Genomic DNA, 24,091 nt, shown 5'->3' with positions numbered 1-24,091 from the left:
ATATAACAGACTAGAATAACGAAGATGTGGTGCATAAGCACATCAAATTCCTGAGGAACTGATAGTCCTCAGGAATTTTTACTTAAATAAAGCTCACACAATAATGAAGCACACCCCAAAAGTTGGATTTTACTCTTACTTTTTGGGGTGTGCTTCATGGGTGAGGGATGATTTATTCTTCTTCATCTGGTGTGAGGATCATCGGGATGATGATTGGTTCACGTTCTGTATTTTCATAGAGGAAAGGACGAATGGCGTTGACAATAGCACCATTGACGGATTGTATGCTGGCGTCCTTATTTTTCAATGCGATACGAATTGCATTGAAGAGGATGCGCTGGCTTTGGCGAATCAAGTCTCCAGATTCCCTCATGTAGACAAAGCCTCGGCTGAGAATATCTGGACCAGACAAGATCATTTTAGACTTGAAGTCAACAGTTGCGACTGCTAGAACGACACCATCTTCAGATAAATCTCTACGGTCTTTGAGGACAGCCGCACCGATTTCACCGATACGATTTCCATCGACATAGATGTCTTGGGCGTTGAAATGACCTGCGATACGAGCTGAGTTAGCAGTAAGGGCAAGCACATCACCATTGCTCATGATAAAGATATTATCCTTCTCGACACCTGTATCCACCGCTAGTCCAGCGTGGACTTTCTGCATACGATATTCACCGTGGACAGGCATGAAGTATTTCGGCTTAATCAAGCGGAGCATGAGTTTTTGCTCTTGCTGACCACCGTGTCCAGATGTATGGATATTGTTCACCTTACCGTGGATAACTTCGACACCAGCTTCAGAAATGATGTTAATTAACTTGTTGACGCTAGTGGTGTTTCCAGGGATTGGGCTAGAAGAGAAGATGACCGTATCGCCGGGTTGGAGTTGCACCTGACGGTGGGTTCCATTAGCGATACGAGAGAGGGCTGCCATTGGCTCGCCCTGACTACCTGTACAGAGGATAAGAACCTCGCCTGCAGGATAGTCTTTGATTTCATTTGGCTCGATAAAGGTTCCCTTAGGAGCTTTTATGTAGCCAAGCTCGATCCCGTTGACAATGGCCTTTTCCATCGAACGTCCAAAGATAGTAATCTTGCGTCCCGTCTTAACAGCAGCATCCGTTGCTTGCTGGAGACGGAAGATATTTGAAGCAAAGGATGCAAAGATGATGCGTCCTTCGATGCCTTGGATGATTTTCATGATGGACTGACCAACGACTTTTTCAGAGTTGGTAAAGGTTGGTACTTCTGCATTCGTCGAGTCAGACAGGAGACAGAGTACGCCTTCTTCACCAAGGGCTGCCATCCGGTGCAAGTCCGCTGGTTCACCAACTGGTGTAAAGTCAAACTTGAAGTCACCTGTACAGACGATTTTTCCTTGAGGAGTATGAATAACAATCCCCAAAGGCTCTGGAATAGAGTGAGTCGTTCTAAAGAAAGTTGCCTTGAGATTTTTAAAGGTCAACTCAGTGTTGTGATTGATTTCGTAAAGTTTGGCGTTGCGCAAGAGGCCGTGTTCTTCGAGTTTTCCACGGATCAAAGCTAAGGCAAGCGGTCCAGCGTAGATAGGGACATTTGCTTGCTTGAGCAGGAAGGGAATCCCACCAATGTGGTCCTCGTGTCCGTGTGTAATCAAAACAGCCTTGACGCGGTCGATATTGTCCACGATGTAAGAGTAATCAGGAATGACATAGTCGATACCTAGCAAGTCATCTTCCGGGAATTTAATCCCAGCATCGACGATGATAATCTCGTCTTGGTATTCAATTCCGTAAGTGTTTTTCCCGATTTCTCCCAGACCACCGATGGCAAAAACGCCGACTTCTTCAGGTTTAAGAGTATAGGCCATATTAGAACTCCGTAATCTCGAAAGCGCCAGTTTCTTTTTCGTAATCTAGCAATTTGTCAGACAAGAGTTCGATAAATTCGATGTTGTACTCTGGGCGGTTTTCTTCGACAAGTTGGCGAGCAGCGATACGGCCTTCAAGTTCTGAGCTGGCATCGATGTCTAGGTAAAGTGAGCGTGTTGTTTCACGACGTGGGCTACGTTCTTTTGTTTCTTGATAAAAAACTTTGTAAATCATATAGTTCCTTTCTATTTACAGGTCAGCTTATTCCAAACTTTTAGCAGAGATTTGCTTGATTTCATTCCATTTTGTGTCTAGATTGACCTTGATTCGTTACAATTATTTCAATTATACCACAAAATGAAAAATTAGTAAAAGACGGAAATGGAGAAAGTCGGGAGGGGAAGAAGGAGTAAAAAGACAGGTAGGATTTGGTCGGAGAGCGCTTAGGTGTTATAATGAAAGGGGGAATCTAAAGAGATAGTAGATTTAAGGAAGAATACAGTTTTAGTTTCATTAATCGTTGGAGTGGATGGTTGGGACAGAATGATATCTTTGAAAAAAGAAAAAGCTCTTGAGAAATCTCGAGAGCAAACAAAAAGGCTGAGACAAAATTAAGGGATCTTTCTGAGCAAGCTCAAGGGGCAACACCATTACCTGAAGTGATTGAATCACAACCTTTGAAAGACTTGTCACCAAGTCAGACCAAATCTCAACCTTTACTCTATTTTATCATCTATGAGGCTAAGAAGTCAATCTATAAGTATAACGATGTAGAAATAGCAAGATGGAGTGGAGTGCTTACTAAACAGGCAAAGAAAAGCCCTTAATTTAAGAGTAAGCAAAAAGAGAGGACCAATGGTAGTCAGGGGTCTTTACAACTCAAAGCTGAAGGCAGTCCCACACCCGTACCAGAAGTTGGTATCTTTGAACGCTCTGTCACCAGTCGCCCTATGTTATCCTCTCGATATCTATACTTTACTATAACTTACTGAGGGAATCAACTTTAAAAGCATCAAAAAGCTCCTGACCGAAGTCAAGAGCCGTCAAACACTGGGGGCGAACTAATCAATCGCAATTTCAGTTCTTTAGAAACCAAAGTTTCAGGGATAGCACTGCAACCCGAAGAGTCAACGACTCAACCTGATTTTCCTACCAGTGTTGAATTACATTTTAACATTGATAGACCGATACTGTCAACAGTTTATATAAAAATAGGAATACCAAAAGGAGGATCAAGAATGTTTAGTTTGTTTGAATTTGCAGTAGGGGTTCGCCTCTTGATGTTTGTAGTCTTTGTAGCTTTTGTTTATGGGGGGAATGCCCTGTTTGTGCATCTGGAACACCGCAAAACAAAATTCCTTTGGAAGCTTGCTTTTGTGACTCTCTATTCAATTTTTCTCCTCCTTGTAACCTATGTTGTCTGGCTCGTTTTCTACTTTGGTTTAAATGCCTAAAGTCAATTATTCCTCTAGATATACAGAAAATCCACCTCGTCTTGATAGATGGGATGGATTTTTCTATTTTTAGGTGCTATCTTTATTGTTATGACGATGATTTCTAACGTCGAAAATCGAGTTAAGGCATATATGACTTATTTACACTTCTTTTTGTCTAAGTGGCAGGCCTCTTTTGTTTCAAAACAAAGAAAATTCCCATGCGCTGGCTTTTGTAGTATAATAGTAAACAGACAAAAAGATAGGAATGTGTTATGAAAGTATTAGCTTTTGATACGTCTAGCAAGGCTCTTTCTCTAGCCATTTTAGAGGACAAGCAAGTTCTTGCCGAGACTATGATCAATATCAAGAAAAATCACAGTATTACCCTCATGCCTGCCATCGATTTTTTGATGTCGAGTTTGGACCTGACGCCCATGGACTTGGATCGCATCGTGGTGGCAGAGGGACCAGGTAGCTACACAGGTTTACGAATTGCGGTAGCAACTGCCAAGACCTTGGCTCATACTCTGAACATTGAGTTAGTTGGGATGTCTAGTCTATTGGCTCTGGTGCCACGCCAAAAAGAAGGCTTGGTGGTTCCTATCATGGATGCGCGTCGTAACAATGTCTATGCAGGCTTTTATGAAAATGCCAAGCCAGTCTTGCCTGAAGCGCACCTGTCTTTTGCGGAAGTGCTAGAGCAGGTCAAGGATGCTGAACAGGTAACCTTTGTCGGAGAAGTTGGAGCCTTTGTGGAACAAATACATGAACAACAACCACAAGCTAGCTACCAAGAAACCTTGCCAAATGCAGCCAATCTAGCCCTTTGGGCCTGGGACAAGGAAGCAGACTCCTTGCACGACTTTGTGCCAAATTACCTCAAACGAGTTGAGGCTGAGGAAAACTGGCTCAAGAATCACACCGAGTCTGGCGAGTCCTACATTAAACGCTTATGATAAAGATCAAACGAATCCAACAGCAGCCTGACATGGCTCAAGCTATCTACACAGTCATGACAGATGTTTATCCGGTCAGTCCTTGGACGTTGGAACAAATCCAAGCAGACCTGTCCCAAGACCAAACTTGGTATGCAGTAGCTTATGATGGGACAGAAGTAATTGGCTTTCTAGCTGTGCAGGAGAATCTCTTTGAAGCAGAAGTCCTGCAAATCGCTGTCAAACAAACTTATCAGGGTCAGGGAAATGCGTCAGCCTTGTTTGCAACATTGCCGACAGATAAGGAGATTTTCCTAGAAGTCAGAAAGTCAAACCAACGAGCGCAAGCATTTTACAAGAAAGAAAAGATGGCGGTCATCGCTGAGAGAAAGGTCTACTACCATGACCCAGTCGAGGACGCCATTATCATGAAGAGAGAAATAGATGAAGGATAGATATATTTTAGCATTTGAGACATCCTGTGATGAGACCAGTGTCGCTGTCTTAAAAAACGACGACCAGCTCTTGTCCAATGTCATTGCGAGTCAAATTGAGAGTCACAAACGTTTTGGGGGCGTAGTGCCAGAAGTAGCTAGTCGTCACCATGTCGAGGTCATTACAGCCTGCATCGAGGAGGCGCTAGCAGAAGCAGGGATTACCGAAGAGGACATAACAGCTGTGGCGGTTACCTATGGACCAGGATTGGTCGGAGCTCTGCTAGTTGGTTTGTCAGCTGCCAAGGCCTTTGCTTGGGCTCATGGACTTCCGCTGATCCCCGTGAATCACATGGCTGGTCACCTCATGGCAGCTCAGAGCGTGGAGCATTTGGAATTCCCCTTGCTAGCCCTCTTGGTCAGCGGTGGACACACCGAGTTGGTCTATGTGTCAGAGGCTGGCGATTACAAGATTGTTGGGGAGACACGAGACGATGCAGTTGGGGAGGCCTATGACAAGGTCGGTCGTGCCATGGGCTTGACTTATCCAGCAGGTCGTGAGATTGACGAGTTGGCCCATCAAGGTCAGGATGTTTATGACTTCCCTCGTGCGATGATAAAAGAAGACAATCTGGAGTTTTCATTCTCAGGTTTGAAGTCTGCCTTTATCAATCTTCACCACAATGCCGAGCAAAAGGGAGAAAGCTTGTCTACAGAGGACTTGTGTGCTTCCTTCCAAGTAGCTGTCATGGATATTCTCATGGCAAAAACCAAGAAGGCTTTAGAAAAATACCCTGTTAAAACCCTTGTCGTGGCAGGTGGCGTGGCAGCCAATAAAGGTCTTAGAGAACGCTTGGCAGTCGAAATCACTGATGTCAAGGTCATTATCCCACCCCTGCGTCTCTGTGGAGACAATGCAGGTATGATTGCCTATGCCAGTGTCAGCGAGTGGAACAAAGAAAACTTCGCAGGCCTGGACCTCAATGCCAAACCAAGTCTCGCCTTTGATACCATGGAATAAAGAGTCAGCTTGAAGCTGGCTTTTTTGCTAAAATATTTTATAATATGTTAAAAAAGGAAAAGTTTTTACGAATAGAATAGTAAAGGGAGTTTGGCTATGATTGAAAAAATGGAATTGGGAGAATTTTACAAGGAATTGCGTCTGGCGAGAAAACTCAAGCAGTCAGATGTTGCTTGTGATGGACTGACAGCATCCCAGCTATCCAAGTTTGAACTGGGACAGTCTATGCTGTCCTTATTTCATACTTTCATAGTATAGGAGAAAATAGAATGAAAAAAATAATCTCACTCTACTACTTTATTATAGCAGTTTTGCTTGTCATTGCTGACCAGTTCTTGATTCGTCTGATTTTACACAGCGACCTTGCTACGGGTCTATGTGACTTTTCCTATTATTTGTCGGATATGATGTTGAATTTTCTTGTGGTTCTGCTTGCTATTATTGTTATGGTTTGGTCAGGGAAATGGCAGAAAATCAATAGTAGAAAATTTAAGGGATCCTATCTTTTTTATTCCTTCCTAGCCCTCCTAGCTTTTGTTATTTGGAATTTTGTAACCTTTTTTATTTTCCCCCCTACCAAAAATGAAATTGCTTATCAACTCGCCATTCCGACTTTTACAGGGGCTACAGCATTTTTGATGTATTTTTTCTATCCTGTAATTGCAGGTCCCATTTTTGAAGAGATAATTTATCGTGGATTGGTGATGACCGCTCTGGAAAAAGGGAAGAAATGGGGACTGGATGTGCTTGGATCTGCTGCTTTGTTTGGAATCTTGCACATTAGTAATCATGGTTGGGTTTTGACAGACTTTTTCTCATATATGGGTGGTGGTCTCATATTTGCAGTCTTATTTAGAGTAACCAAGTCCATTTATTGGCCTATTGGACTGCATATAGTCTACAATGGTATTGGTCAAATTCTGTCCTTGTTGTTTTAGAGTTTCTGCCAATCATAAAAACAAAAGAACTGACTAGCTAAGTATTATAAATAAGACTGTTTTTTCAGTCTTTTTTATTTTGACTGTCTGTTACTAATTTTTGATTAGTCCTTTGTTTCCTCATAATTCAGAGAACAAATCTCAAAATGTAATCGGAAAATCCAAAGTTTGTCAGTCTGAGACTTTTTTTGTATAGTAGAAATATGAAATCTACAAAAATAATCAGTAGTCTGCTTGCTCTTGGAGCTTTACTCATGCTTTTATCAGCTTGCCAGAATATCAAAAAGACACAACTGGTCTTGTTTGAATCCCTTTCTTTCGGTATGCCTGTTAAATCTTTTGAAGAAGTATTGGGAGAGGCTAGCCAAGTGGTGGAAGAAGAGGAAATGGCTTATCGCGATACTTGGCGTGCAGAAGATCCTTATTTCTATAAAACAGGCCGCCTTTTCTATCACTATGAGCAGATTACTTTGAAAGGCTATACTGGTCGAGCGACCTTTACATTTTCAAAATTGCATCACTTGGAAACAGTAGCGGCTTATTTTCCTGTTACCTCAAAAGCTGAGCAGCAAGCATTGCTCGATACCTTATCCCAGACTGTAAAAAAAGAACTAGAAGCTCTTCCAGATTACCAGTCTATGACCACTGATCCGGTAGGACTATATGATGACGGTTATCGCTACAAGGTCAAGTTGAAGGGACAACAGTGGGAACTCTGGGTCGATGTCTATCCGACAGAAAATAAATATGCTACAGACACAGAAACCGATAAGTATACTATCCGAGTGGATCAATTTCTCATGTATCCATAATACATCCTATTCAGTACTTTTTGCTAGCTACTAGTTTCAAACTCTAAACTTTTTTCTCTTCTTTGAATATGTTATAATAGTCCGTGCTGTGGCTGTGATGATGAACAGCCTCAATTGGAGAAAATATGAGGAGAAGGATGAAAGAAAAAGGATTTTGGGAAGGTGTACAGGCGGCTATGCCGACTGCCCTTGGCTATGTCAGCATTGGCCTGGCTTGCGGGATTATTGGCGCGCCCTATGTGACGCCTGTTGAGATGGGCTTGATGAGCCTCTTTGTTTATGCTGGGAGCGCCCAGTTTGCCATGTTGGCACTGATTGCGGTACAAGCGCCTGTGGCAGCTATTGCTATGACGGTCTTTTTGATCAACTTGCGACTCTTTTTGCTGAGCTTGCATGCATCGACTTATTTCCGTCATACTAGTCTCTGGCAAAATATCGGCATGTCTAGTCTCCTGACAGATGAGACCTACGGGGTTTTGATGGGAGAGTTAGCCCATACAGACAAGGTCCATCCTATGTGGATGCACGGGAATAATCTCAACAGTTATGTAGCCTGGTTTATTGGGACAGTTGCGGGGACAGCTTTAGGTGGGCTTCTTCCAAATCCTGAAGTCTTTGGCTTGGACTTTGCCCTTGTCGGAATGTTTATCGGGATTTTTACTTCTCAATTTCAGATTATGCAAAGACGGGTTCCTGTCCGCAATCTGCTGCGGATCCTAGCCGTTGTTGCGGTGTCTTTCTTTTTGCTCTTGACAGTAGTGTCTCAGTCGCTAGCTGTTTTGTTTGCGACCTTGCTAGGTTGTACTATGGGGGTTGTCTTAGATGGTCAGTAAATATCTTTTGTTAGCCGTTATCTTTTCAGGCCTTGTGACTTGGATTCCCCGTATGATTCCCTTCATCTTGGTCAAGTATAAGGGATTGCCAGCTATCGTCGAGCGTTTTTTGAAGTTTTTGCCTGTTTCCATTATCTTTGCCTTGATCCTTTCAAGCGTAGTGACTGGCAAGGTTGGGAGCCTTCCTCAGATCAAATGGCTGGACTTTTTAGCAGTCTTTCCAACGGCTTGGGTAGCCTTTCGCTACCGCAATCTAGTGGGTACGGTTCTTTTTGGAGTGGTCTTGATTGCAGTCTTGCGTCTGGTCTTTTAGTCAGTCATAAAAAAAACCTATCACCGAGATAGATATCATATAATGGCAAAAAAAAATATTTTCTGTTAAGATAGTAAAGTATTCTATTTTGGAGGAAATGACATGAAAAAAATCGTCAAATATTCATCTCTTGCTGCTCTAGGACTTGTTGCCGCAGGTGTACTAGCAGCTTGCTCAGGCGGAGATAAGAAAGATACTGCAAATAGCGAAGCAGCATCTGGCAAGAAAGAAATTATCGTTGCAACCAATGCTTCACCAAAACCATTCAACTACGAAGAAAATGGCGAGTTGACTGGTTATGAGATTGAAGTAGTCCGTGCTATCTTTAAAGACTCTGACAAATACGATGTCAAGTTTGAAAAGACAGAGTGGTCAGGTGTCTTTGCAGGTCTTGATAGCGACCGTTATCAAATGGCTGTGAACAATATCAGCTATACCAAAGAACGCGCTGAAAAGTACCTTTATGCAGCTCCAACTGCTAAAAACCCTAACGTTCTCGTTGTGAAGAAAGACGACGACAGCATCAAATCACTTGATGATATCGGAGGCAAGTCTACTGAGGTCGTTCAAGGGACAACATCAGCTAAACAGCTAGAAGATTATAACAAACAACACGCAGATAATCCAACGGTTCTTAACTACACCAAGGCTGATTTCCAACAAATCATGTCTCGTTTGAGCGATGGTCAGTTTGACTACAAGATCTTTGATAAAATCGGTGTTGAAATAGTTATCAAGAACCAAGGTTTGGACAACTTGAAAGTCATTGAACTTCCAAGCGACCAACAACCTTACGTTTACCCACTTCTTGCTAAAGGTCAAGATGAGTTGAAATCATTTGTAGACAAACGTATCCAAGAACTCTACAAAGACGGAACTCTTGAAAAATTGTCTAAACAGTTCTTCGGAGACACTTATCTCCCAGCAGAAGCTGATATTAAATAGTCGTATGAAATCATCCAGTCTGAGAAAGGCGGATGATTTCTCAATTTTTAGGTATATAGTTTCAAACTATATGTCTGCCTATCTAATAACAATTTGCTAAATCAAATAAAGTATGAGATACTATTACGGTATTATTTTTAAAGGAGATAGAATCATGAAAATTAAAAAATGGCTCGGTGTAGCAGCGCTTGCTACAGTCGCAGGCTTGGCTCTTGCCGCTTGCGGAAATTCAGAAAAGAAAGCAGACAACGAAACAGTTGTCAAAATTGCAACAGTTAACCGTAGCGGTTCTGAAGAAGCGCGTTGGGATAAAATCCAAGAATTGGTTGAAAAAGATGGAATTAAATTGGAATTCACAGAGTTCACAGACTATTCACAACCAAACAAGGCAACTGCTGATGGCGAAGTAGACTTGAATGCTTTCCAACACTACAACTTCTTGAACAACTGGAACAAAGAAAACGGGAAAGACCTTGTAGCGATTGCAGATACATATATCTCACCAATCCGCCTTTACTCAGGTAAAAATGGGGAAGAAAACAAGTATACCAAAGTGGAAGAAATCCCAGATAAGGGTGAAATCGCCGTACCAAACGATGCAACAAACGAAAGCCGTGCGCTTTACTTGCTTCAATCAGCTGGTTTGATCAAATTGGATGTTTCTGGAACTGCACTTGCAACAGTTGCTAACATCACAGAAAATCCAAAGAACTTGAAGATTACTGAATTGGACGCTAGCCAAACAGCTCGTTCATTGTCATCAGTTGATGCTGCCGTTGTAAACAATACCTTCGTTACAGAAGCAAAATTGGACTACAAGAAAGCACTCTTCAAAGAACAAGCTGATGAAAACTCAAAACAATGGTACAACATCATTGTTGCGAAAAAAGATTGGGAATCATCACCTAAGGCTGATGCCATCAAGAAAATTATCGCAGCTTACCACACTGATGAAGTGAAAAAAGTTATCGAAGAAACATCAGACGGTTTGGACCAACCAGTTTGGTAATAAGACACAGGGAGGTGGGAGAGAGTTTCCACCTCTTGCTTTTGTATAGAGAGTTGATTTTAAAGAGGCACTTGTGGTCTTTCCAGGGACGCAAGTACGTAGTAGAAAGAGAGAGAAAATGGTTTTTCCTAGCGAACAAGAGCAGATTGAAAAATTTGAGAAGGATCATGTGGCCCAACATTATTTTGAAGTCTTGCGCACCTTGATTTCCAAGAAATCAGTCTTTGCCCAGCAGGTTGGGCTCAAGGAGGTCGCAAACTATCTGGGTGAGATTTTCAAGCGTGTAGGGGCTGAAGTGGAGATTGATGAGAGCTATACGGCTCCCTTTGTCATGGCGCATTTCAAGAGTTCGCGTCCGGATGCCAAGACCTTGATCTTCTATAATCACTATGACACCGTGCCAGCGGATGGCGATCAGATCTGGACAGAGAATCCTTTTACCCTTTCTGTGCGAAATGGCTTTATGTATGGGCGTGGGGTTGACGACGACAAAGGCCACATCACAGCTCGTTTGAGTGCTTTGAGAAAGTATATGCAGCACCATGATGACCTGCCTGTCAATATCAGCTTTATCATGGAGGGAGCAGAGGAGTCTGCTTCCATGGATCTAGATAAGTATTTAGAGAAACACGCAGACAAACTTCGTGGGGCGGACTTGCTAGTCTGGGAGCAAGGGACCAAGAACGCCTTGGAACAGCTGGAAATCTCTGGCGGAAACAAAGGGATTGTGACTTTTGATGCTAAGGTGAAAAGTGCGGATGTGGATATCCACTCGAGTTATGGTGGTGTCGTGGAGTCAGCGCCGTGGTATCTTATCCAGGCCTTAAGTAGTCTGCGAGCTGCTGATGGACGTATCTTGGTAGAAGGCTTGTACGAGAATGTTCAAGAACCAAATGAACGAGAACTAGCCTTGGTAGATACCTACGCCCAACGCAATCCTGAGGAAATCAGTCGCATTTATGGCTTGGAATTGCCTCTCTTACAAGAGGAACGTGCAGCCTTTCTAAAACGTTTCTTTTTTGAGCCAGCCCTTAATATCGAAGGGATTCAGTCAGGTTATCAAGGGCAAGGGGTTAAAACGATTTTGCCAGCAGAAGCCAGTGCTAAGCTTGAGGTTCGTTTGATTCCTGGCTTAGAACCGCATGATGTTCTGGAAAAAATTCGGAAACAGCTAGACAAAAATGGCTTTGATAAGGTAGAATTATACTATACCTTGGGAGAGATGAGCTATCGAAGCGATATGAGCGCGCCAGCTATTCTCAACGTAATCGAGTTGGCCAAGAAATTCTATCCACAGGGAGTATCGGTCTTGCCGACCACAGCGGGGACAGGGCCTATGCATACGGTCTTTGACGCCCTGGAGGTGCCAATGGTGGCTTTCGGTCTAGGAAATGCCAATAGCCGAGACCACGGTGGAGATGAAAACGTGCGAATCGCCGATTACTACACCCATATTGAATTAGTAGAGGAGCTGATTAGAAGCTATGAGTAGAGATATTATCAAGTTAGATCAGATCGATGTGACTTTTCACCAAAAGAAAAGAACCATCACAGCGGTCAAGGATGTGACCATTCACATCCAAGAAGGGGATATCTACGGAATCGTTGGATATTCTGGAGCAGGGAAATCAACCCTTGTACGGGTGATTAATCTCTTGCAAAAGCCATCTGTAGGGAAAATTACCATTGACGACGATGTGATTTTTGATGGTAAGGTGACCTTGACAGCAGAGCAGTTGCGCCGCAAACGTCAAGACATTGGAATGATTTTCCAGCATTTCAACCTCATGAGTCAAAAGACAGCGGAGGAAAATGTGGCCTTTGCCCTCAAACACTCTGGACTCAGCAAGGAAGAAAAGAAAGCCAAAGTAGCTAAGTTGTTGGACTTGGTTGGCTTGGCGGATCGTGCTGAAAACTACCCTTCACAACTATCAGGAGGGCAAAAACAGCGTGTGGCCATTGCGCGTGCCTTGGCCAATGATCCAAAAATCTTGATTTCAGACGAGTCAACGTCTGCCCTTGACCCTAAGACAACCAAGCAGATTTTGGCCTTGTTGCAAGATCTAAACCAAAAATTAGGTTTGACGGTTGTCTTGATTACGCATGAAATGCAGATTGTCAAAGATATTGCCAACCGTGTGGCGGTCATGCAGGATGGTCGTTTGATTGAAGAGGGTAGTGTTCTTGAAATTTTCTCAGACCCTAAACAGCCTTTGACCCAAGACTTCATTTCAACTGCCACAGGTATTGATGAAGCCATGGTTAAGATTGAGAAGCAAGAAATCGTAGAGCACTTGTCTGAGAACAGTATCTTAGTGCAGCTCAAGTATGCAGGGGCTTCGACAGATGAACCACTTTTGAATGAATTGTACAAACATTACCAAGTAACGGCCAATATCCTCTATGGAAATATCGAAATTCTCGATGGCACTCCTGTTGGAGAATTGGTTGTGGTCTTGTCAGGTGAAAAGGCAGCACTGGCAGGTGCTCAAGAAGCCATCCGTCAGGCTGGTGTCCAGTTAAAAGTATTGAAGGGAGGACAGTAAAATGACAGAGTTGATTCAAACTTACTTACCAAATGTCTACAAGATGGGCTGGGCTGGTCAGGCAGGCTGGGGAACGGCTATCTACCTAACTCTTTATATGACAGTTCTTTCCTTCATCATCGGAGGATTCTTGGGGCTGGTGGCAGGTCTTTTCCTCGTCTTGACAGCGCCAGGTGGTGTTTTGGAAAATAAGGTTATCTTTTGGATTTTAGACAAGATTACCTCCATTTTCCGCGCGGTTCCTTTCATCATCCTCTTGGCAATCATGTCGCCACTGTCTCACTTAATCGTCAAGACGAGCATCGGGCCAAATGCAGCCCTTGTCCCACTTTCTTTTGCGGTCTTTGCCTTCTTTGCCCGTCAGGTGCAGGTGGTCTTGGCTGAGCTAGATGGTGGTGTCATTGAGGCGGCGCAGGCTAGTGGAGCGACCTTCTGGGACATCGTGGGTGTTTATCTATCAGAAGGTCTTCCAGATTTGATTCGTGTGACGACAGTGACCTTGATTTCCCTTGTTGGAGAAACAGCTATGGCGGGAGCAGTTGGAGCTGGTGGTATCGGTAACGTAGCCATCGCTTATGGATTTAACCGCTACAATCACGATGTGACTATCTTGGCAACCATCATTATCATTTTGATTATATTTACAATCCAGTTCTTGGGAGATTTCTTGACTAAGAAACTAAGTCATAAATAATGGACGGAGTTCAACGGGACTCCTTTTTGTTTTCTCACCGAAATGCAAGAAGGATAAAGCTTCTTTTTAGAAATATGCTATAATAAATAAAGGTCCCTCAATCAGCAAATCAGAAAGTTTGCTGTAGAAGGGATGATAATGTAAAGGAGTTTGGCTGGTATGAATTATTTCGAGGGGAATGAGTTTTTCCTTCTCTTATCTGTAGTTTTACTGATTGGTTTTGTGGTAAACTTTTTTGAAAAACGTAAAGACTACTATATTTTGGCGCTCTCCCTCTTATTTGCAGGAGCTATCTATGGTAAGAGTCGAGCGATGATTGTCTATTTGCTCGCCTTTATCGTTTACCAGTATTTTCTGGTTTTTCTAGCACAGCGGATAGAGGCAAAGTGGCTGAAACCACTGGTTTTCCTTTCCATTCTTCCTTTGGTGATCAATAAAGTCTTTGCCCTGACTTCTCTGCATTTGTTGGCCTTTATTGGAATTTCTTACATGTCCTTTAAGACCATTCAGATCATGCTAGAGATATCGGATGGCTTAATCAAAGAAAATATCAGTGTAAAAGATTATCTACAGTTTTTGCTCTTTTTCCCAACAGTTAGTGCTGGTCCAATTGATCGGAGTAGGAGATTTTTAAAAGAGATAAATGAGGTCATGCCCCGGAAAGAGTATCTAGAGTTAGCAGGGGACGGTGTGTATCGTATCGTTCTAGGCCTCCTTTACAAGATTGTTTTATCAACCTATGTTTACCAGATGTTACTCGCTCTAAATAATACTGGCACAGTCGTTTACTCAATCAAGTATATGTACCTCTATACCTTGTATCTGTTCTTTGACTTTGCAGGCTATAGTCTAATGGCCGTTGGAAGTAGTAATATTCTAGGTATTCAGACACCAATGAACTTTAACAAACCTTTCTTGAGTGTCGATATCAAAGATTTCTGGACCAGATGGCATATCACCTTGTCGACCTGGTTGAGAGATTTTGTATTTTCAAGAGTATTGATGCAGGTTATCAGGAAAAAATGGTTTAAAAATAGACTACACAATGCAACCTATGCCTATATGGTCAATATGTTGGTCATGGGTTTTTGGCATGGTCTTAGTGTTAGTTACATTGTCTATGGTTTTTATCATGGTGTCTTGATGGCTGGATTTGAAGTGTATCAAAAGAAAAGCAATTTTTATAAGAAAAATAAAAACAAAAACTGGTATAAGCTACTAAGTTGGTTTGTGACCATGAATTTGGTTATGATTGGTTTCTTTATCTTTTCAGGTGAACCCTATAAAATCTTACTGACGATTTTAAAGAGATAAGAGATTGAAAAGAAATCGGCTAGATCGAAGGGATAGGATAAAACGAGATGATTAAATTAAAAGCATTTTTACTATCGCTTGTGCTCGTAATTGCGACGCTTGCCCTTTTAAATGTGACGTATGTCAAGAAGATTGATGGTTATTATAAAGTCAAGGATAACAGTATTCGATACAGCACCTCATATGAAAAGTATAAAAGTAGAGATATTCTGACAAGCAATATTACTCCCAAGACACTGGTTCTAATGGGTTCCTCAGAGTTGGTTGCGACGATAAATGAAGACTATCATCCAAATAAAATTTTTAACTACAACGATTTTAATATCATGCAGATTGGGACCAGTTATTCTCAAAACATCATTCAGGCTACGACCTTGGGCTCTATTGAAGGATCTATGAGTAAGCGAAAAGTAGCTATAGTAGAGTCTGTTCAGTGGTTTGAAAAAGATGGGACCCATCAAGATGCCTTTTTGAACAAGGCTTCTCAGGAACATATTTTCCACATGCTAGATAATGACAAGATTAGTAAAGAAACGAAAGAAAAACTAATCAATCGCATTATCGAGATTACCAAAGGAAACAAGCAACAAAACGACATCTACAAAAAATACAAAAGTTATTTCATAGATGGAAAAGGAACCATTGTTGATAAAAAACTATTAGAGTTAGATAACGCGATGTATTCCTTTAAGCTCAAACGAAAATTTTATGAAAATCATGAGAAATCAGATTATCCTTCACTAGGAGACAAAACCCCAGACTATGATTGGGAGAAAATGACGGCTCAGTTTGTGGAAGAGGTCAAAAAGAAAACAGACAATAATGACTATGCTGTTGATAATAACTACTACAATACTTACTTAAAAGATCGCTATGCATCGCTAAAAGATTCTAATAAAGATTTGAGCTACCTAGAGTCACCAGAATATTCAGATATGGAACTTTTCTTGACGGTTGCTAAAGAATTGGGCATTGAAGTTGAGGTTATTATTTTCCCAGTAAACGGGAAATGGAATGACTACACTGGTGTCTCAAGAGAGATGCGAGAAAAAACTTATAAAAAAATAGAAGATGTCGCAAAAAGTCATGGTGCAACCGTATTAAACTATGGAAACAGAGAGTATGATGATTACTTTTTATTTGACGTGATGCACGTTGGAGTGAAAGGATGGATGGAAGTTGAAAAAGAACTTTACAAATTTGCAAACCAAGCTAACTAACACACATCGTTTAATCTTGTGGACACTATTTTTTTATACGGTTATCTTGAGCATCGTAATTTACTGTTTTGTGACCGATTTTTCGAATATTCAAGAATTTATCTATAGTGAATTTTAGGATTGTATACAAAAAGGCCCTGGAACTAGGCATAGCTAGTCTTCAGGGCTTTTATCTTATAGTTTATCAGCTATTTTTTGACTTAGAAATTGCCCAACCACAGCACCAATCAAGGCACCTAGGAGGATGCTTGAAACAAAGAGAAGGATTTTGTCCAACTCTGGAGCGACCATGATACGGTCGATGTATTCTTGGGATTTCCCACGCGCAAGTAAGGTAGCCACGTAAGCTTTGGGACGGATCCACATGAGGAAGATAGGGCCACTTGTGCTAAAAGCAAAGACGAGGAAGGAGAGGGTGTTTTTGATTCGGTCTTTGTAGTTTCCGAGACGAGCGATGGCATCTGCTGCAAGACCACAAGCGAGTCCTGGGAGAAAGGCACCAGCGCCATGCTTGCTAGCTAGGAAGAAAAGTGCCATAAAAAGTCCTAGAGTGGTGATGGCGCCAAAACGAGGGACCTTCGTCAAAAGAAGCATGTAGACACTGCCACCGACAAGGGCAGAAAAGGCAGGTGCGTAGAACATATTGCCTGTTTGGTCGACCAGGTGTCCTAGGAAGACTCCAATCCCTACACAGAGAAAGTAGAGGACGGCGGCCAAGAGGGTGGTTAAGATATTTTTTTTCATGAGAATCTCCTTGATGCGAATTAACAAAACCAATTGTATCACGCTTTTTGAGGATTGTAAATGGGAGTTCTATATTTTTGAAAACGTTTGAAATATGATATAATAGTTACATCGTTAGTTTAAGGAGAGTAGCATGGGAAAATTTCTAGAATTCGTCTTTAATCGTATCTTTTTGGGAATGATTGCGACGGCTTATTTCTGGCTATTAACACTAGCAGGAGGAGTGATCTTTGGTTTGGCCCCAGCTAGTGCAACTCTTATGAGTTTGTATGCGGAGCATGGGTATACCTATCGAGCCTACCATTTGAAGGAAGCTTGGGAATTGTATAAGAGCAATTTTGTCAAGAGTAATCTGGCTTTCTATAGTTTTGTGTTTGTGGATCTTGTCCTAGTTTATGGTTTATACCTTCTAGTTCAATTGCCCCACCAGACGATTTTCCACCTCTTGGCGACCTTTCTCAATGTCCTTGTAGTTGCTCTTGTCTTTCTAGCCTATACTGTGTCCTTGAAACTTCAGGTGTACTTTGATTTATCCTACCAAAATACCTTGAAACTGTCCCTTATCGGGATTTTTATGAGCCTACCTGCGATCACCAAGGTTTTACTCGGGTCCGCTCTCCTTGTAGGAGTTGGTTATTATATGCCTGCCTTGCTCTTTTTTGTAGGAATTGGAATATGGCATTTCTTTATCAGTGATATGTTGGAACCTATTTATGAAAGTATTCATGAAAAATTGGCGACAAAATAGAATGAAGCAGTTTTGGCTTCACTCTCTTTTGCAGATTTATAGTTTGGTTATGATCGTGGTCATTGCTAGTTTTGCGATTATGCTATCGTATGCTGACTGGGACTCGCGTGAGAAAGAGGCCCAACGGGTTGCAGAACGTGTGACCACTCGGACAGTGAGTGAAGTGGAATATTATCACAGAGAGTCAACCCGACTTGCTCAGTCTTTGGTTGAAATTCAGGCCCGCATCGAAGGGATTTACAAGTATTTCAGTCTCAGCACACCAGACTATTTCTATTGGCAATTAGAGCGTAAAACTTCGCCTTATATCTCGGTTTCCCTGTATGAAAATATTGATGACCTCTATGTTCGGAATGATTTTGTGACTGGAGTGGCTATTGTTCTTCAGGACTACAAGGAAGTATATGTTTCGACTAGAGAAAAACGCAGTGGAGAGAAAGTTCCTGCGGAGGATTTTAAGCCAACAGCCAATAGTTTTGCCATTCCTGTTTCCGATCCTGTGTCTGACAAGGATTTAGGAGTGATTTATATCTCCCTATCCCCAGATGTTTTACATGGCGCTATTGACAATACTCGGGGTCATATCCCAATGGCTGTAACAGTAACTTCGCCTTTTGAGACCGAGATGTTCCATATTGGGGAGAAGGTATCAGCCGAGCGAGAAAACTGGTTTGTAGGTGTCACCTCTCACGGTTATCAGGTTCGAGTTGCTGTTCCTAAAAATTTTGTTCTTACAGGAACTTTGACGAGTTCAGCTGTCATTATTGGGCTAAGTATTCTCTTTATCATCATTTTGTACGTGACCCTTAGACAGACTTTTTCAAATTACCAAAAGCAGGTCGTAGACCTAGTAGATTCGATCGAGGTGATTGCTCAAGGAGAAGAAGGCCTTCGAATCGATACCTCTGAAAAAGACCAAGAGTTGCTTCTCATTGCAGAAACAACCAATGATATGTTGGATCGCCTGGAAAAAAATATCCACGATATCTATCAGCTAGAGCTCAGTCAAAAAGATGCCAATATGCGAGCCCTACAGGCTCAAATCAATCCTCACTTTATGTACAATACTCTAGAGTTTTTACGGATGTATACCGTCATGCAAAGTCAGGATGAACTGGCAGATATTATCTATGAATTTAGCAGCTTGTTACGCAACAATATCTCTGACGAGAGGGAAACGACCTTGAAGCAAGAGTTGGAATTTTGCCGAAAATATAGCTATCTCTGTATGGTACGTTATCCTAAATCCATTGCCTATGGTTTCAAGATTGCACCAGAATTGGAAGAAATGAGGATTCCAAAATTTACACTCCAACCATTAGTAGAAAACTACTTTGCCCATGGTGTTGACCATCGCAGAACGGATAATGTCATCAGTATCAAAGCTTTGAAGGGCCAAGGCTTCGTTGAAATCCTAGTGGAAGACAATGGTCGGGGAATGCCCGCTGAGAAACTAGCTAGCTTGCAAGAAAAATTAGCTCAGCGAAGTTTTGAACACGAGGCAAGCTATAGTGGGGAGCGGCAATCAATTGGAATAGTAAATGTACACGAACGCTTTGTTCTCTACTTTGGGGATCGCTACCAAATCAGTGTAGAGTCAGCTGAGCAAGAAGGTGTTCGTTACCATATCACTATCCAGGATGAATAGAAAGGGTAGAAATGTATAAAGTTTTATTAGTAGACGATGAGTACATGGTGACAGAGGGGCTCAAGCGATTAATCCCCTTTGAAAAATGGGATATGCAAGTCGTCGCAACAGCTAATCACGCAGATGATGCTTTGGACTATATTAAGAAAAATCCAGTAGATGTGGTCATTTCCGATGTCAACATGCCAGATAAGACCGGACTTGAGATGATTAGGGAAATGAAAGAGCTACTTCCAGATACCTATTATATCTTGCTGTCTGGTTATCAGGAGTTTGAGTACGTTAAAAAAGCCATGAACCTTAGTGTCGTGGATTATCTGGTCAAGCCAGTAGACAAGGTGGAGTTGGGCAATTTATTAGAAAAAATTGCGCAGCAGCTTCAGGAAAAGGTGGAACAAAGTCAGACCCTCAGTCAAGAATTAGATGAAGAAGCCTTTATCAGTTTCTTAGCAGGTAGAGAAAACTGGTGGATAGGACTTTCAAAGGAAAAGCAAGGCTCTTTTACCATTCCTTACTATGTTTTGGGGCAAGACTGGCAGATTTTTATCTCTGATCAACCACTAGATGGAATCGTAGTAACGCCTTTTGGAGCACCCTACCAACAAGCCTTTGAAAAATGGAAAATCAACGCAGAAAAAGCCCTTTTCTACGGTTCAGTCAATCTAGAAAAATCCGAGAGTTTGTTTGCTTATTACGAGCCGATTTATCGGGTGATTATCCAAGGGAATATCAATCAAATCATCGAAGAATTAACCCTGCTAGAGAAGCTCGTCTTGGAAAATACCCCGCGCGTGGCCATCACGAAGCAGCTCTTCACCCAGTTTGTCATGGATGTCTTTCATTTGTTTGAACACCTAAAAGCAGATGATATGACCGAGATTGTAAAAGCTATTCATGCCATTAACACCTTTGAAGAATTGGTTGCCTATATCAAGGACACCTTGACCAAGTTCTTTGGCCAGTACCGCATGAATGAAAATGTAGTGAGCGTTCTGGAGGTGATTGGGCGTGATTATCAGAAAGAGCTCTCGCTTAAGGATATTAGCAAGGATCTCTTTATCAATCCTGTCTATCTCGGTCAGCTGATCAAGAGGGAAACCAACTCGACTTTTGCGGAATTGCTCAATAAACAGCGAATTAAGGCGGCGCAACAACTCTTGCTTTCGACCAGTGATAGTATCGAAGATATTTGCTATGCAGTTGGCTACAGTAATGTTGGATATTTCTACAAGGTTTTCCGTAAATTGTGCGGAAAATCACCGAAAGCTTATCGGAAACAGGTTGAAACCAGCTTGTAAAAGTTGTATTCCTGTACAAAAAATGCTATAATGTTCAAAATATCTTATGGAGGAAAACATGAAAAAGAATCCTATTTATCTTTGGGTATTGTTAGTCCTATCAGCCCTTATTTCATCTATGTCATTATTTGGAATCTTGAGTCCATTGCCAAGTAAAGATGTGCTTCGTGCTAGCTTGGCGAATAGCGGGTCCCTTACTGCCCAGCAATTAGAAGACACAGTCAACTATACTTACCAAGTAACAGCGTCATCGCACTCTATTTTTAATACGTTGTTGATTGTCTTATCTGCAGTTCTAGTTGTAGTAGCTTTTGTATTTCTCGTACGTAAAAATGTGCAATTTGCAAACTATGCTTATATCGGCTATGTTCTACTAGCGATTGTTGGTTTGGTTTATAGCTATATGAACGTTCAAGATGCGGTTCAATTAATCAAAGATTCTACCCTCGGCCTAGGAATGGGAGCACTAGCACAAGGAACGAATATTTTGTTCATCATTATCAATGTTCTCTTTTTAGCCTTAGTCTTTTACAAGATGTGGCGCCAACAAAAAGATTTGGCCGAAGAAGTCGAAGCAGAAGAAGTTGTCTAAGTATTGACAAAAAAGAACTATCAAGTTACAATCTTGGTAGTTCTTTTTTAAATCGTAAACAAAAAATCGAGGTCAACATGAAAAAAATATCCCTAGTGTATATCAGTCTGAGTGGGAATACAGAGAGTTTTGTAACCCGACTCAAGGACTATCTCTTGTCTCAGTATGAGGGAATTGAGGTCCAAAAAATCCATATCAAGGATTTGGTTAAGGAAGGCCAAGAATTCTTTGAAATGGAACATCCCTATGTCGCTTTCTTGCCGACCTATCTGGAAGGTGGAAATGGTGTCGATAACGGCGATGTTGAGATTCTAACGACTCCAGTGGGCGACTTTATCGCTTATGGAGACAATGCTAGTAAGTGTTTTGGGGTAGTGGGATCTGGTAATCGCAATTTTAACAATCAATACTGCCTAACAGCCAAGCAGTATAGCCAGCGTTTTGGCTTCCCGGTCCTAGCAGACTTTGAAATGCGTGGCATGCTGGGAGATATTAAAAAGGTCGCAGCGATCATTGCAGATTTGTATGAGTTAGAAACAGAAAAATAAAGTCGTACTGAGGGGCAGTTGAGATTTTCAACTGCTTTTTGCGTATACAAAAAGCACCCCGTAAGGGTGCCATTTTATAAACTATCCTGCTTTTCCGATGGCAAGTGCATAGATAAAGAAAATAGCAAAGCCAAAGAGGAAAATCAATCCTGCGATAGCAAGGAGTTTTAGCCAAGAAGGAAGATTTTTATTTTCACGCGTCACCAAAACATAGTTCAAGAGAGCGAAGAATGGTGTTGTCAGGAAAGAACCGATCATGGCAAAGCGAAGCATGGTGGAAACTTGACCAGCAAAGAATTTAATAATTACGATACCGATGATGGCGGTAATGGTCATCCAGATGTTCAAAGATTTGCGAGAATCCTCTTTTTGACGAATTAAGAGTCGTAGCGATTCCTGATTGACACGAGAGTAACCATCGATAACGGTGATGACTGTTCCAAAGATACAAAGAAAGGCGATAAAGGTAATCAAATAACGGGACCATTCTCCAAGAACAGAGGCATACATACCTACAAATTGAGAAATGTACTTGGCTGAAGCGGCTTCAACTGCTTGTCCTGTAGGATACTGAATCAGTGCTCCTAGTGCCACGAAGAATACAGCTAGGATAGCAGTTCCAATGTAACCAACGTTAAAGTCGAAAAGAGCGTCCGCTGTATTAAAGTTGACGGTCTTTTTCTTTTCAGCAGACCAGAGTGAATTGATGGCTGAAATTTCAATAGGGGCAGGCATCCATCCTAAGAGGGAAACGATGAAAGGGAGGGCCGCCATTTGCCAAGGTGTCTTTTCGACAAAATCAGAGCTGTATTCTGGATGCTTAATTGCTGCAATGATAACTGCAAGAACTGTTGCAATGGTCAAAGCAGACATGATCCATTTTGCCATACCGTCCAATAGTTTGTAGCCACCAAAGAGTAACATAGCCCAAATGACTGCAACAAGGATAAGGGACCATTGAGTGATGCTAAGACCGATCATTGGGAAGGCACTGGCGATGATAGCTGAGCACAGAATGGCAACACCAGCTGTGTTGACCATAGCTGAAAAGACATTGAGGATAAAGAAAATCCAGAGATAGAGTTTTCCTTTTTCAGCATAGCCTTCCACCAAGGTTTTGCCAGTGTCGGCAGTATATTCGGCACCAAAACGGAAAAATGGATATTTAAAAACATTGGCCAAGATAACCAAGAGGAGTAGTGACCAACCATAAGAACCACCAGCTTGAGTAGAGGATACAATGTGAGAACCTCCAACGGCAGCAGAAGCCATGAGGATTCCTGGTCCCATTGCCTTTAGTTTGCTTGCCCAGGTTGACTGGTTTGATAACGTAACTTGTGACATAATAAACGCTCCTATTTTTGAATTTTCAGAATAATCTGAATAGATAGCTACTATTCTACAAAAAACTTAAAAGAAATGCAAGAATATTTTGAAAAAATACAGAAAATTACAGAAAACTTTACATGCATTAATGAAATTTCTCCAAGGAGAATATGGTAAGTCTAAAAAATCCGAGAAGAAAGCTTCTCGGATTTTGATTATTTCAATTGATCTGTGACGTCTTTTGAGAGCAACATTCCCAGATGGTAAGTTTTATTGATATGTGCAATGACATCATTGATATTTTCAGTCGTGTGAATTTTCTCTTTGATGTCAGACCTAAATGTCTCGTCCTTCAAGAGTTGCTCTTGGTAGAGTCTTTGAAGTCTTTCCTTCTCGTACTTATTGAGCAGAAAAAGGAAAACCAAGCTAAGTACAACGAGGATATAAGCATATTGGCTCATAGGAAATCTCCCAGTGTGATAAAGAAATAGTAAAAGTGAATAAAGTGTTTCATTGAATAGCTGCAAGGCCGAACAAAATATAAATGTTATTTTGCCTCAATCTTTCAGACTGCTTTACAATCAAGTGATTAAAAGATTACGACATGAGCCTAACCAAATCGATATTATTTGGTTAGGTGAATTAGTGAAGCGCCAAGTCAAATCACTATAGTTACGACGTCATGGCCTCTAAATCGATTAAGTGAAGCGACTAATCAAATCCATGATAGGCTTTGACATTCGTTGCTTAGATTGCTTTGCAATCAAGTGATCTAAAGGATTACATACAATCAATATGATTTGATTGACCAATTTATTGAGGTGTTTAGGCAAGTGTCTCTGGTTACGACGTAAAGAAACATAAATCGACAATATTTATGT

At 41.6% G+C, this 24,091-nt stretch carries 25 protein-coding genes and 1 pseudogene; 21 read left to right on the top strand and 5 right to left on the bottom strand.

Going from position 1 to position 24,091, the window contains the following annotated elements:
• Positions 1 to 172: 172 nt before the first annotated feature.
• Together rnjA and KX728_RS08765 are read right to left on the bottom strand one after the other, a co-directional pair.
• Positions 173 to 1,855 carry a ribonuclease J1 gene (gene rnjA, locus KX728_RS08770; RefSeq protein WP_215804260.1) on the bottom strand — a complete coding sequence of 561 codons (1,683 nt, stop codon included), beginning with the start codon at positions 1,853 to 1,855 and terminating at the stop codon, positions 173 to 175.
• Position 1,856: 1 nt separating this feature from the next.
• Complete coding sequence (locus KX728_RS08765; protein ID WP_000639585.1) at positions 1,857 to 2,090, bottom strand: DNA-dependent RNA polymerase subunit epsilon; 234 nt, start codon at positions 2,088 to 2,090, stop codon at positions 1,857 to 1,859.
• Positions 2,091 to 3,094: 1,004 nt separating this feature from the next.
• Between KX728_RS08765 and KX728_RS08760 the strand changes: the two genes are divergently transcribed.
• The 16 genes and pseudogenes from KX728_RS08760 to dltD all read left to right on the top strand — a co-directional run bounded on the left by KX728_RS08760 (position 3,095) and on the right by dltD (position 16,306).
• Positions 3,095 to 3,310: a hypothetical protein gene (locus tag KX728_RS08760; protein WP_215804261.1), complete on the top strand. Its 216-nt coding sequence runs from the start codon at positions 3,095 to 3,097 to the stop codon at positions 3,308 to 3,310.
• 254 nt (positions 3,311 to 3,564) lie between these two features.
• Positions 3,565 to 4,248 carry a tRNA (adenosine(37)-N6)-threonylcarbamoyltransferase complex dimerization subunit type 1 TsaB gene (tsaB, locus tag KX728_RS08755; protein WP_215804262.1) on the top strand — a complete coding sequence of 228 codons (684 nt, stop codon included), beginning with the start codon at positions 3,565 to 3,567 and terminating at the stop codon, positions 4,246 to 4,248.
• Positions 4,245 to 4,682, top strand: a complete 438-nt coding sequence (gene rimI, locus KX728_RS08750) for a ribosomal protein S18-alanine N-acetyltransferase (RefSeq protein WP_215804263.1) — start codon at positions 4,245 to 4,247, stop codon at positions 4,680 to 4,682. Before tsaB ends, rimI begins: the two co-directional genes overlap by 4 nt.
• Complete coding sequence (gene tsaD / locus KX728_RS08745) at positions 4,672 to 5,682, top strand: tRNA (adenosine(37)-N6)-threonylcarbamoyltransferase complex transferase subunit TsaD (RefSeq protein WP_215804264.1); 1,011 nt, start codon at positions 4,672 to 4,674, stop codon at positions 5,680 to 5,682. Before rimI ends, tsaD begins: the two co-directional genes overlap by 11 nt.
• Before the next feature lie 96 nt (positions 5,683 to 5,778).
• Positions 5,779 to 5,916, top strand: a pseudogene (locus KX728_RS08740) (MutR family transcriptional regulator); the annotation flags it as partial.
• Between the two features lie 35 nt (positions 5,917 to 5,951).
• Entirely contained in the window at positions 5,952 to 6,620 is a 669-nt protein-coding gene (locus KX728_RS08735) for a CPBP family intramembrane glutamic endopeptidase (RefSeq protein ID WP_215804265.1), read from the top strand.
• Between the two features lie 203 nt (positions 6,621 to 6,823).
• Positions 6,824 to 7,432, top strand: coding sequence for a hypothetical protein (locus KX728_RS08730; protein ID WP_215804266.1), 609 nt, complete (start codon positions 6,824 to 6,826; stop codon positions 7,430 to 7,432).
• Positions 7,433 to 7,569: 137 nt separating this feature from the next.
• On the top strand, positions 7,570 to 8,265 hold the full coding sequence (locus tag KX728_RS08725; RefSeq protein ID WP_000659754.1) for an AzlC family ABC transporter permease: 696 nt from the start codon (positions 7,570 to 7,572) through the stop codon (positions 8,263 to 8,265).
• Positions 8,255 to 8,578 (top strand): AzlD domain-containing protein, encoded by a 324-nt coding sequence (locus KX728_RS08720; RefSeq protein WP_000253936.1) that lies wholly within the window; start codon positions 8,255 to 8,257, stop codon positions 8,576 to 8,578. Before KX728_RS08725 ends, KX728_RS08720 begins: the two co-directional genes overlap by 11 nt.
• 102 nt (positions 8,579 to 8,680) lie before the next feature.
• Entirely contained in the window at positions 8,681 to 9,523 is an 843-nt protein-coding gene (locus tag KX728_RS08715) for an amino acid ABC transporter substrate-binding protein (protein ID WP_219108634.1), read from the top strand.
• A gap of 154 nt (positions 9,524 to 9,677) precedes the next feature.
• A complete protein-coding gene (locus KX728_RS08710) occupies positions 9,678 to 10,532 on the top strand; it encodes a MetQ/NlpA family ABC transporter substrate-binding protein (RefSeq protein ID WP_061421490.1) in 855 nt (284 codons plus the stop codon).
• 118 nt (positions 10,533 to 10,650) lie between these two features.
• Entirely contained in the window at positions 10,651 to 12,024 is a 1,374-nt protein-coding gene (locus KX728_RS08705; RefSeq protein WP_215804268.1) for a M20 family metallopeptidase, read from the top strand.
• Positions 12,017 to 13,078: a methionine ABC transporter ATP-binding protein gene (locus KX728_RS08700; RefSeq protein ID WP_215804269.1), complete on the top strand. Its 1,062-nt coding sequence runs from the start codon at positions 12,017 to 12,019 to the stop codon at positions 13,076 to 13,078. The genes KX728_RS08705 and KX728_RS08700 overlap by 8 nt, the downstream gene beginning before the upstream one ends.
• A 1-nt stretch (position 13,079) precedes the next feature.
• Positions 13,080 to 13,772: a methionine ABC transporter permease gene (locus tag KX728_RS08695; RefSeq protein ID WP_000137507.1), complete on the top strand. Its 693-nt coding sequence runs from the start codon at positions 13,080 to 13,082 to the stop codon at positions 13,770 to 13,772.
• 159 nt (positions 13,773 to 13,931) lie between these two features.
• On the top strand, positions 13,932 to 15,086 hold the full coding sequence (gene dltB, locus KX728_RS08690; RefSeq protein WP_215804270.1) for a D-alanyl-lipoteichoic acid biosynthesis protein DltB: 1,155 nt from the start codon (positions 13,932 to 13,934) through the stop codon (positions 15,084 to 15,086).
• Between the two features lie 47 nt (positions 15,087 to 15,133).
• Positions 15,134 to 16,306, top strand: coding sequence for a D-alanyl-lipoteichoic acid biosynthesis protein DltD (gene dltD, locus KX728_RS08685; RefSeq protein WP_215804271.1), 1,173 nt, complete (start codon positions 15,134 to 15,136; stop codon positions 16,304 to 16,306).
• A 174-nt stretch (positions 16,307 to 16,480) separates the two neighbouring features.
• On the opposite strand, the gene KX728_RS08680 is transcribed toward dltD, so the two are convergent.
• Complete coding sequence (locus tag KX728_RS08680) at positions 16,481 to 17,050, bottom strand: MptD family putative ECF transporter S component (RefSeq protein WP_215804272.1); 570 nt, start codon at positions 17,048 to 17,050, stop codon at positions 16,481 to 16,483.
• A gap of 133 nt (positions 17,051 to 17,183) precedes the next feature.
• On the opposite strand from KX728_RS08680, the gene KX728_RS08675 reads away from it, so the two are divergent.
• From KX728_RS08675 to nrdI, 5 genes are all read left to right on the top strand, one after another.
• Positions 17,184 to 17,798 carry a YesL family protein gene (locus tag KX728_RS08675; protein WP_215804273.1) on the top strand — a complete coding sequence of 205 codons (615 nt, stop codon included), beginning with the start codon at positions 17,184 to 17,186 and terminating at the stop codon, positions 17,796 to 17,798.
• Positions 17,776 to 19,446: a sensor histidine kinase gene (locus KX728_RS08670; protein ID WP_215804274.1), complete on the top strand. Its 1,671-nt coding sequence runs from the start codon at positions 17,776 to 17,778 to the stop codon at positions 19,444 to 19,446. The genes KX728_RS08675 and KX728_RS08670 overlap by 23 nt, the downstream gene beginning before the upstream one ends.
• Before the next feature lie 11 nt (positions 19,447 to 19,457).
• Positions 19,458 to 20,744, top strand: a complete 1,287-nt coding sequence (locus tag KX728_RS08665) for a response regulator transcription factor (RefSeq protein ID WP_215804275.1) — start codon at positions 19,458 to 19,460, stop codon at positions 20,742 to 20,744.
• Positions 20,745 to 20,802: 58 nt separating this feature from the next.
• Positions 20,803 to 21,336 carry an ABC transporter permease gene (locus KX728_RS08660; RefSeq protein ID WP_215804276.1) on the top strand — a complete coding sequence of 178 codons (534 nt, stop codon included), beginning with the start codon at positions 20,803 to 20,805 and terminating at the stop codon, positions 21,334 to 21,336.
• A gap of 77 nt (positions 21,337 to 21,413) precedes the next feature.
• Positions 21,414 to 21,884, top strand: a complete 471-nt coding sequence (gene nrdI / locus KX728_RS08655; protein ID WP_000724244.1) for a class Ib ribonucleoside-diphosphate reductase assembly flavoprotein NrdI — start codon at positions 21,414 to 21,416, stop codon at positions 21,882 to 21,884.
• A gap of 81 nt (positions 21,885 to 21,965) precedes the next feature.
• Here the strand turns inward: nrdI and KX728_RS08650 are convergent, their stop codons facing one another.
• Both KX728_RS08650 and KX728_RS08645 read right to left on the bottom strand, forming a co-directional pair.
• Positions 21,966 to 23,228 (bottom strand): NRAMP family divalent metal transporter, encoded by a 1,263-nt coding sequence (locus tag KX728_RS08650; RefSeq protein ID WP_125391887.1) that lies wholly within the window; start codon positions 23,226 to 23,228, stop codon positions 21,966 to 21,968.
• 197 nt (positions 23,229 to 23,425) lie between these two features.
• Positions 23,426 to 23,671, bottom strand: a complete 246-nt coding sequence (locus KX728_RS08645; RefSeq protein WP_000084865.1) for a hypothetical protein — start codon at positions 23,669 to 23,671, stop codon at positions 23,426 to 23,428.
• Positions 23,672 to 24,091 lie beyond the last annotated feature (420 nt).

The sequence above is a fragment of the Streptococcus oralis genome (assembly GCF_019334565.1).
GTDB lineage: Bacteria > Bacillota > Bacilli > Lactobacillales > Streptococcaceae > Streptococcus > Streptococcus oralis_CR.
The sequence above is the reverse complement of the archived record's forward strand: the minus strand, read 5'-3'. Positions and strand labels throughout refer to the sequence as shown.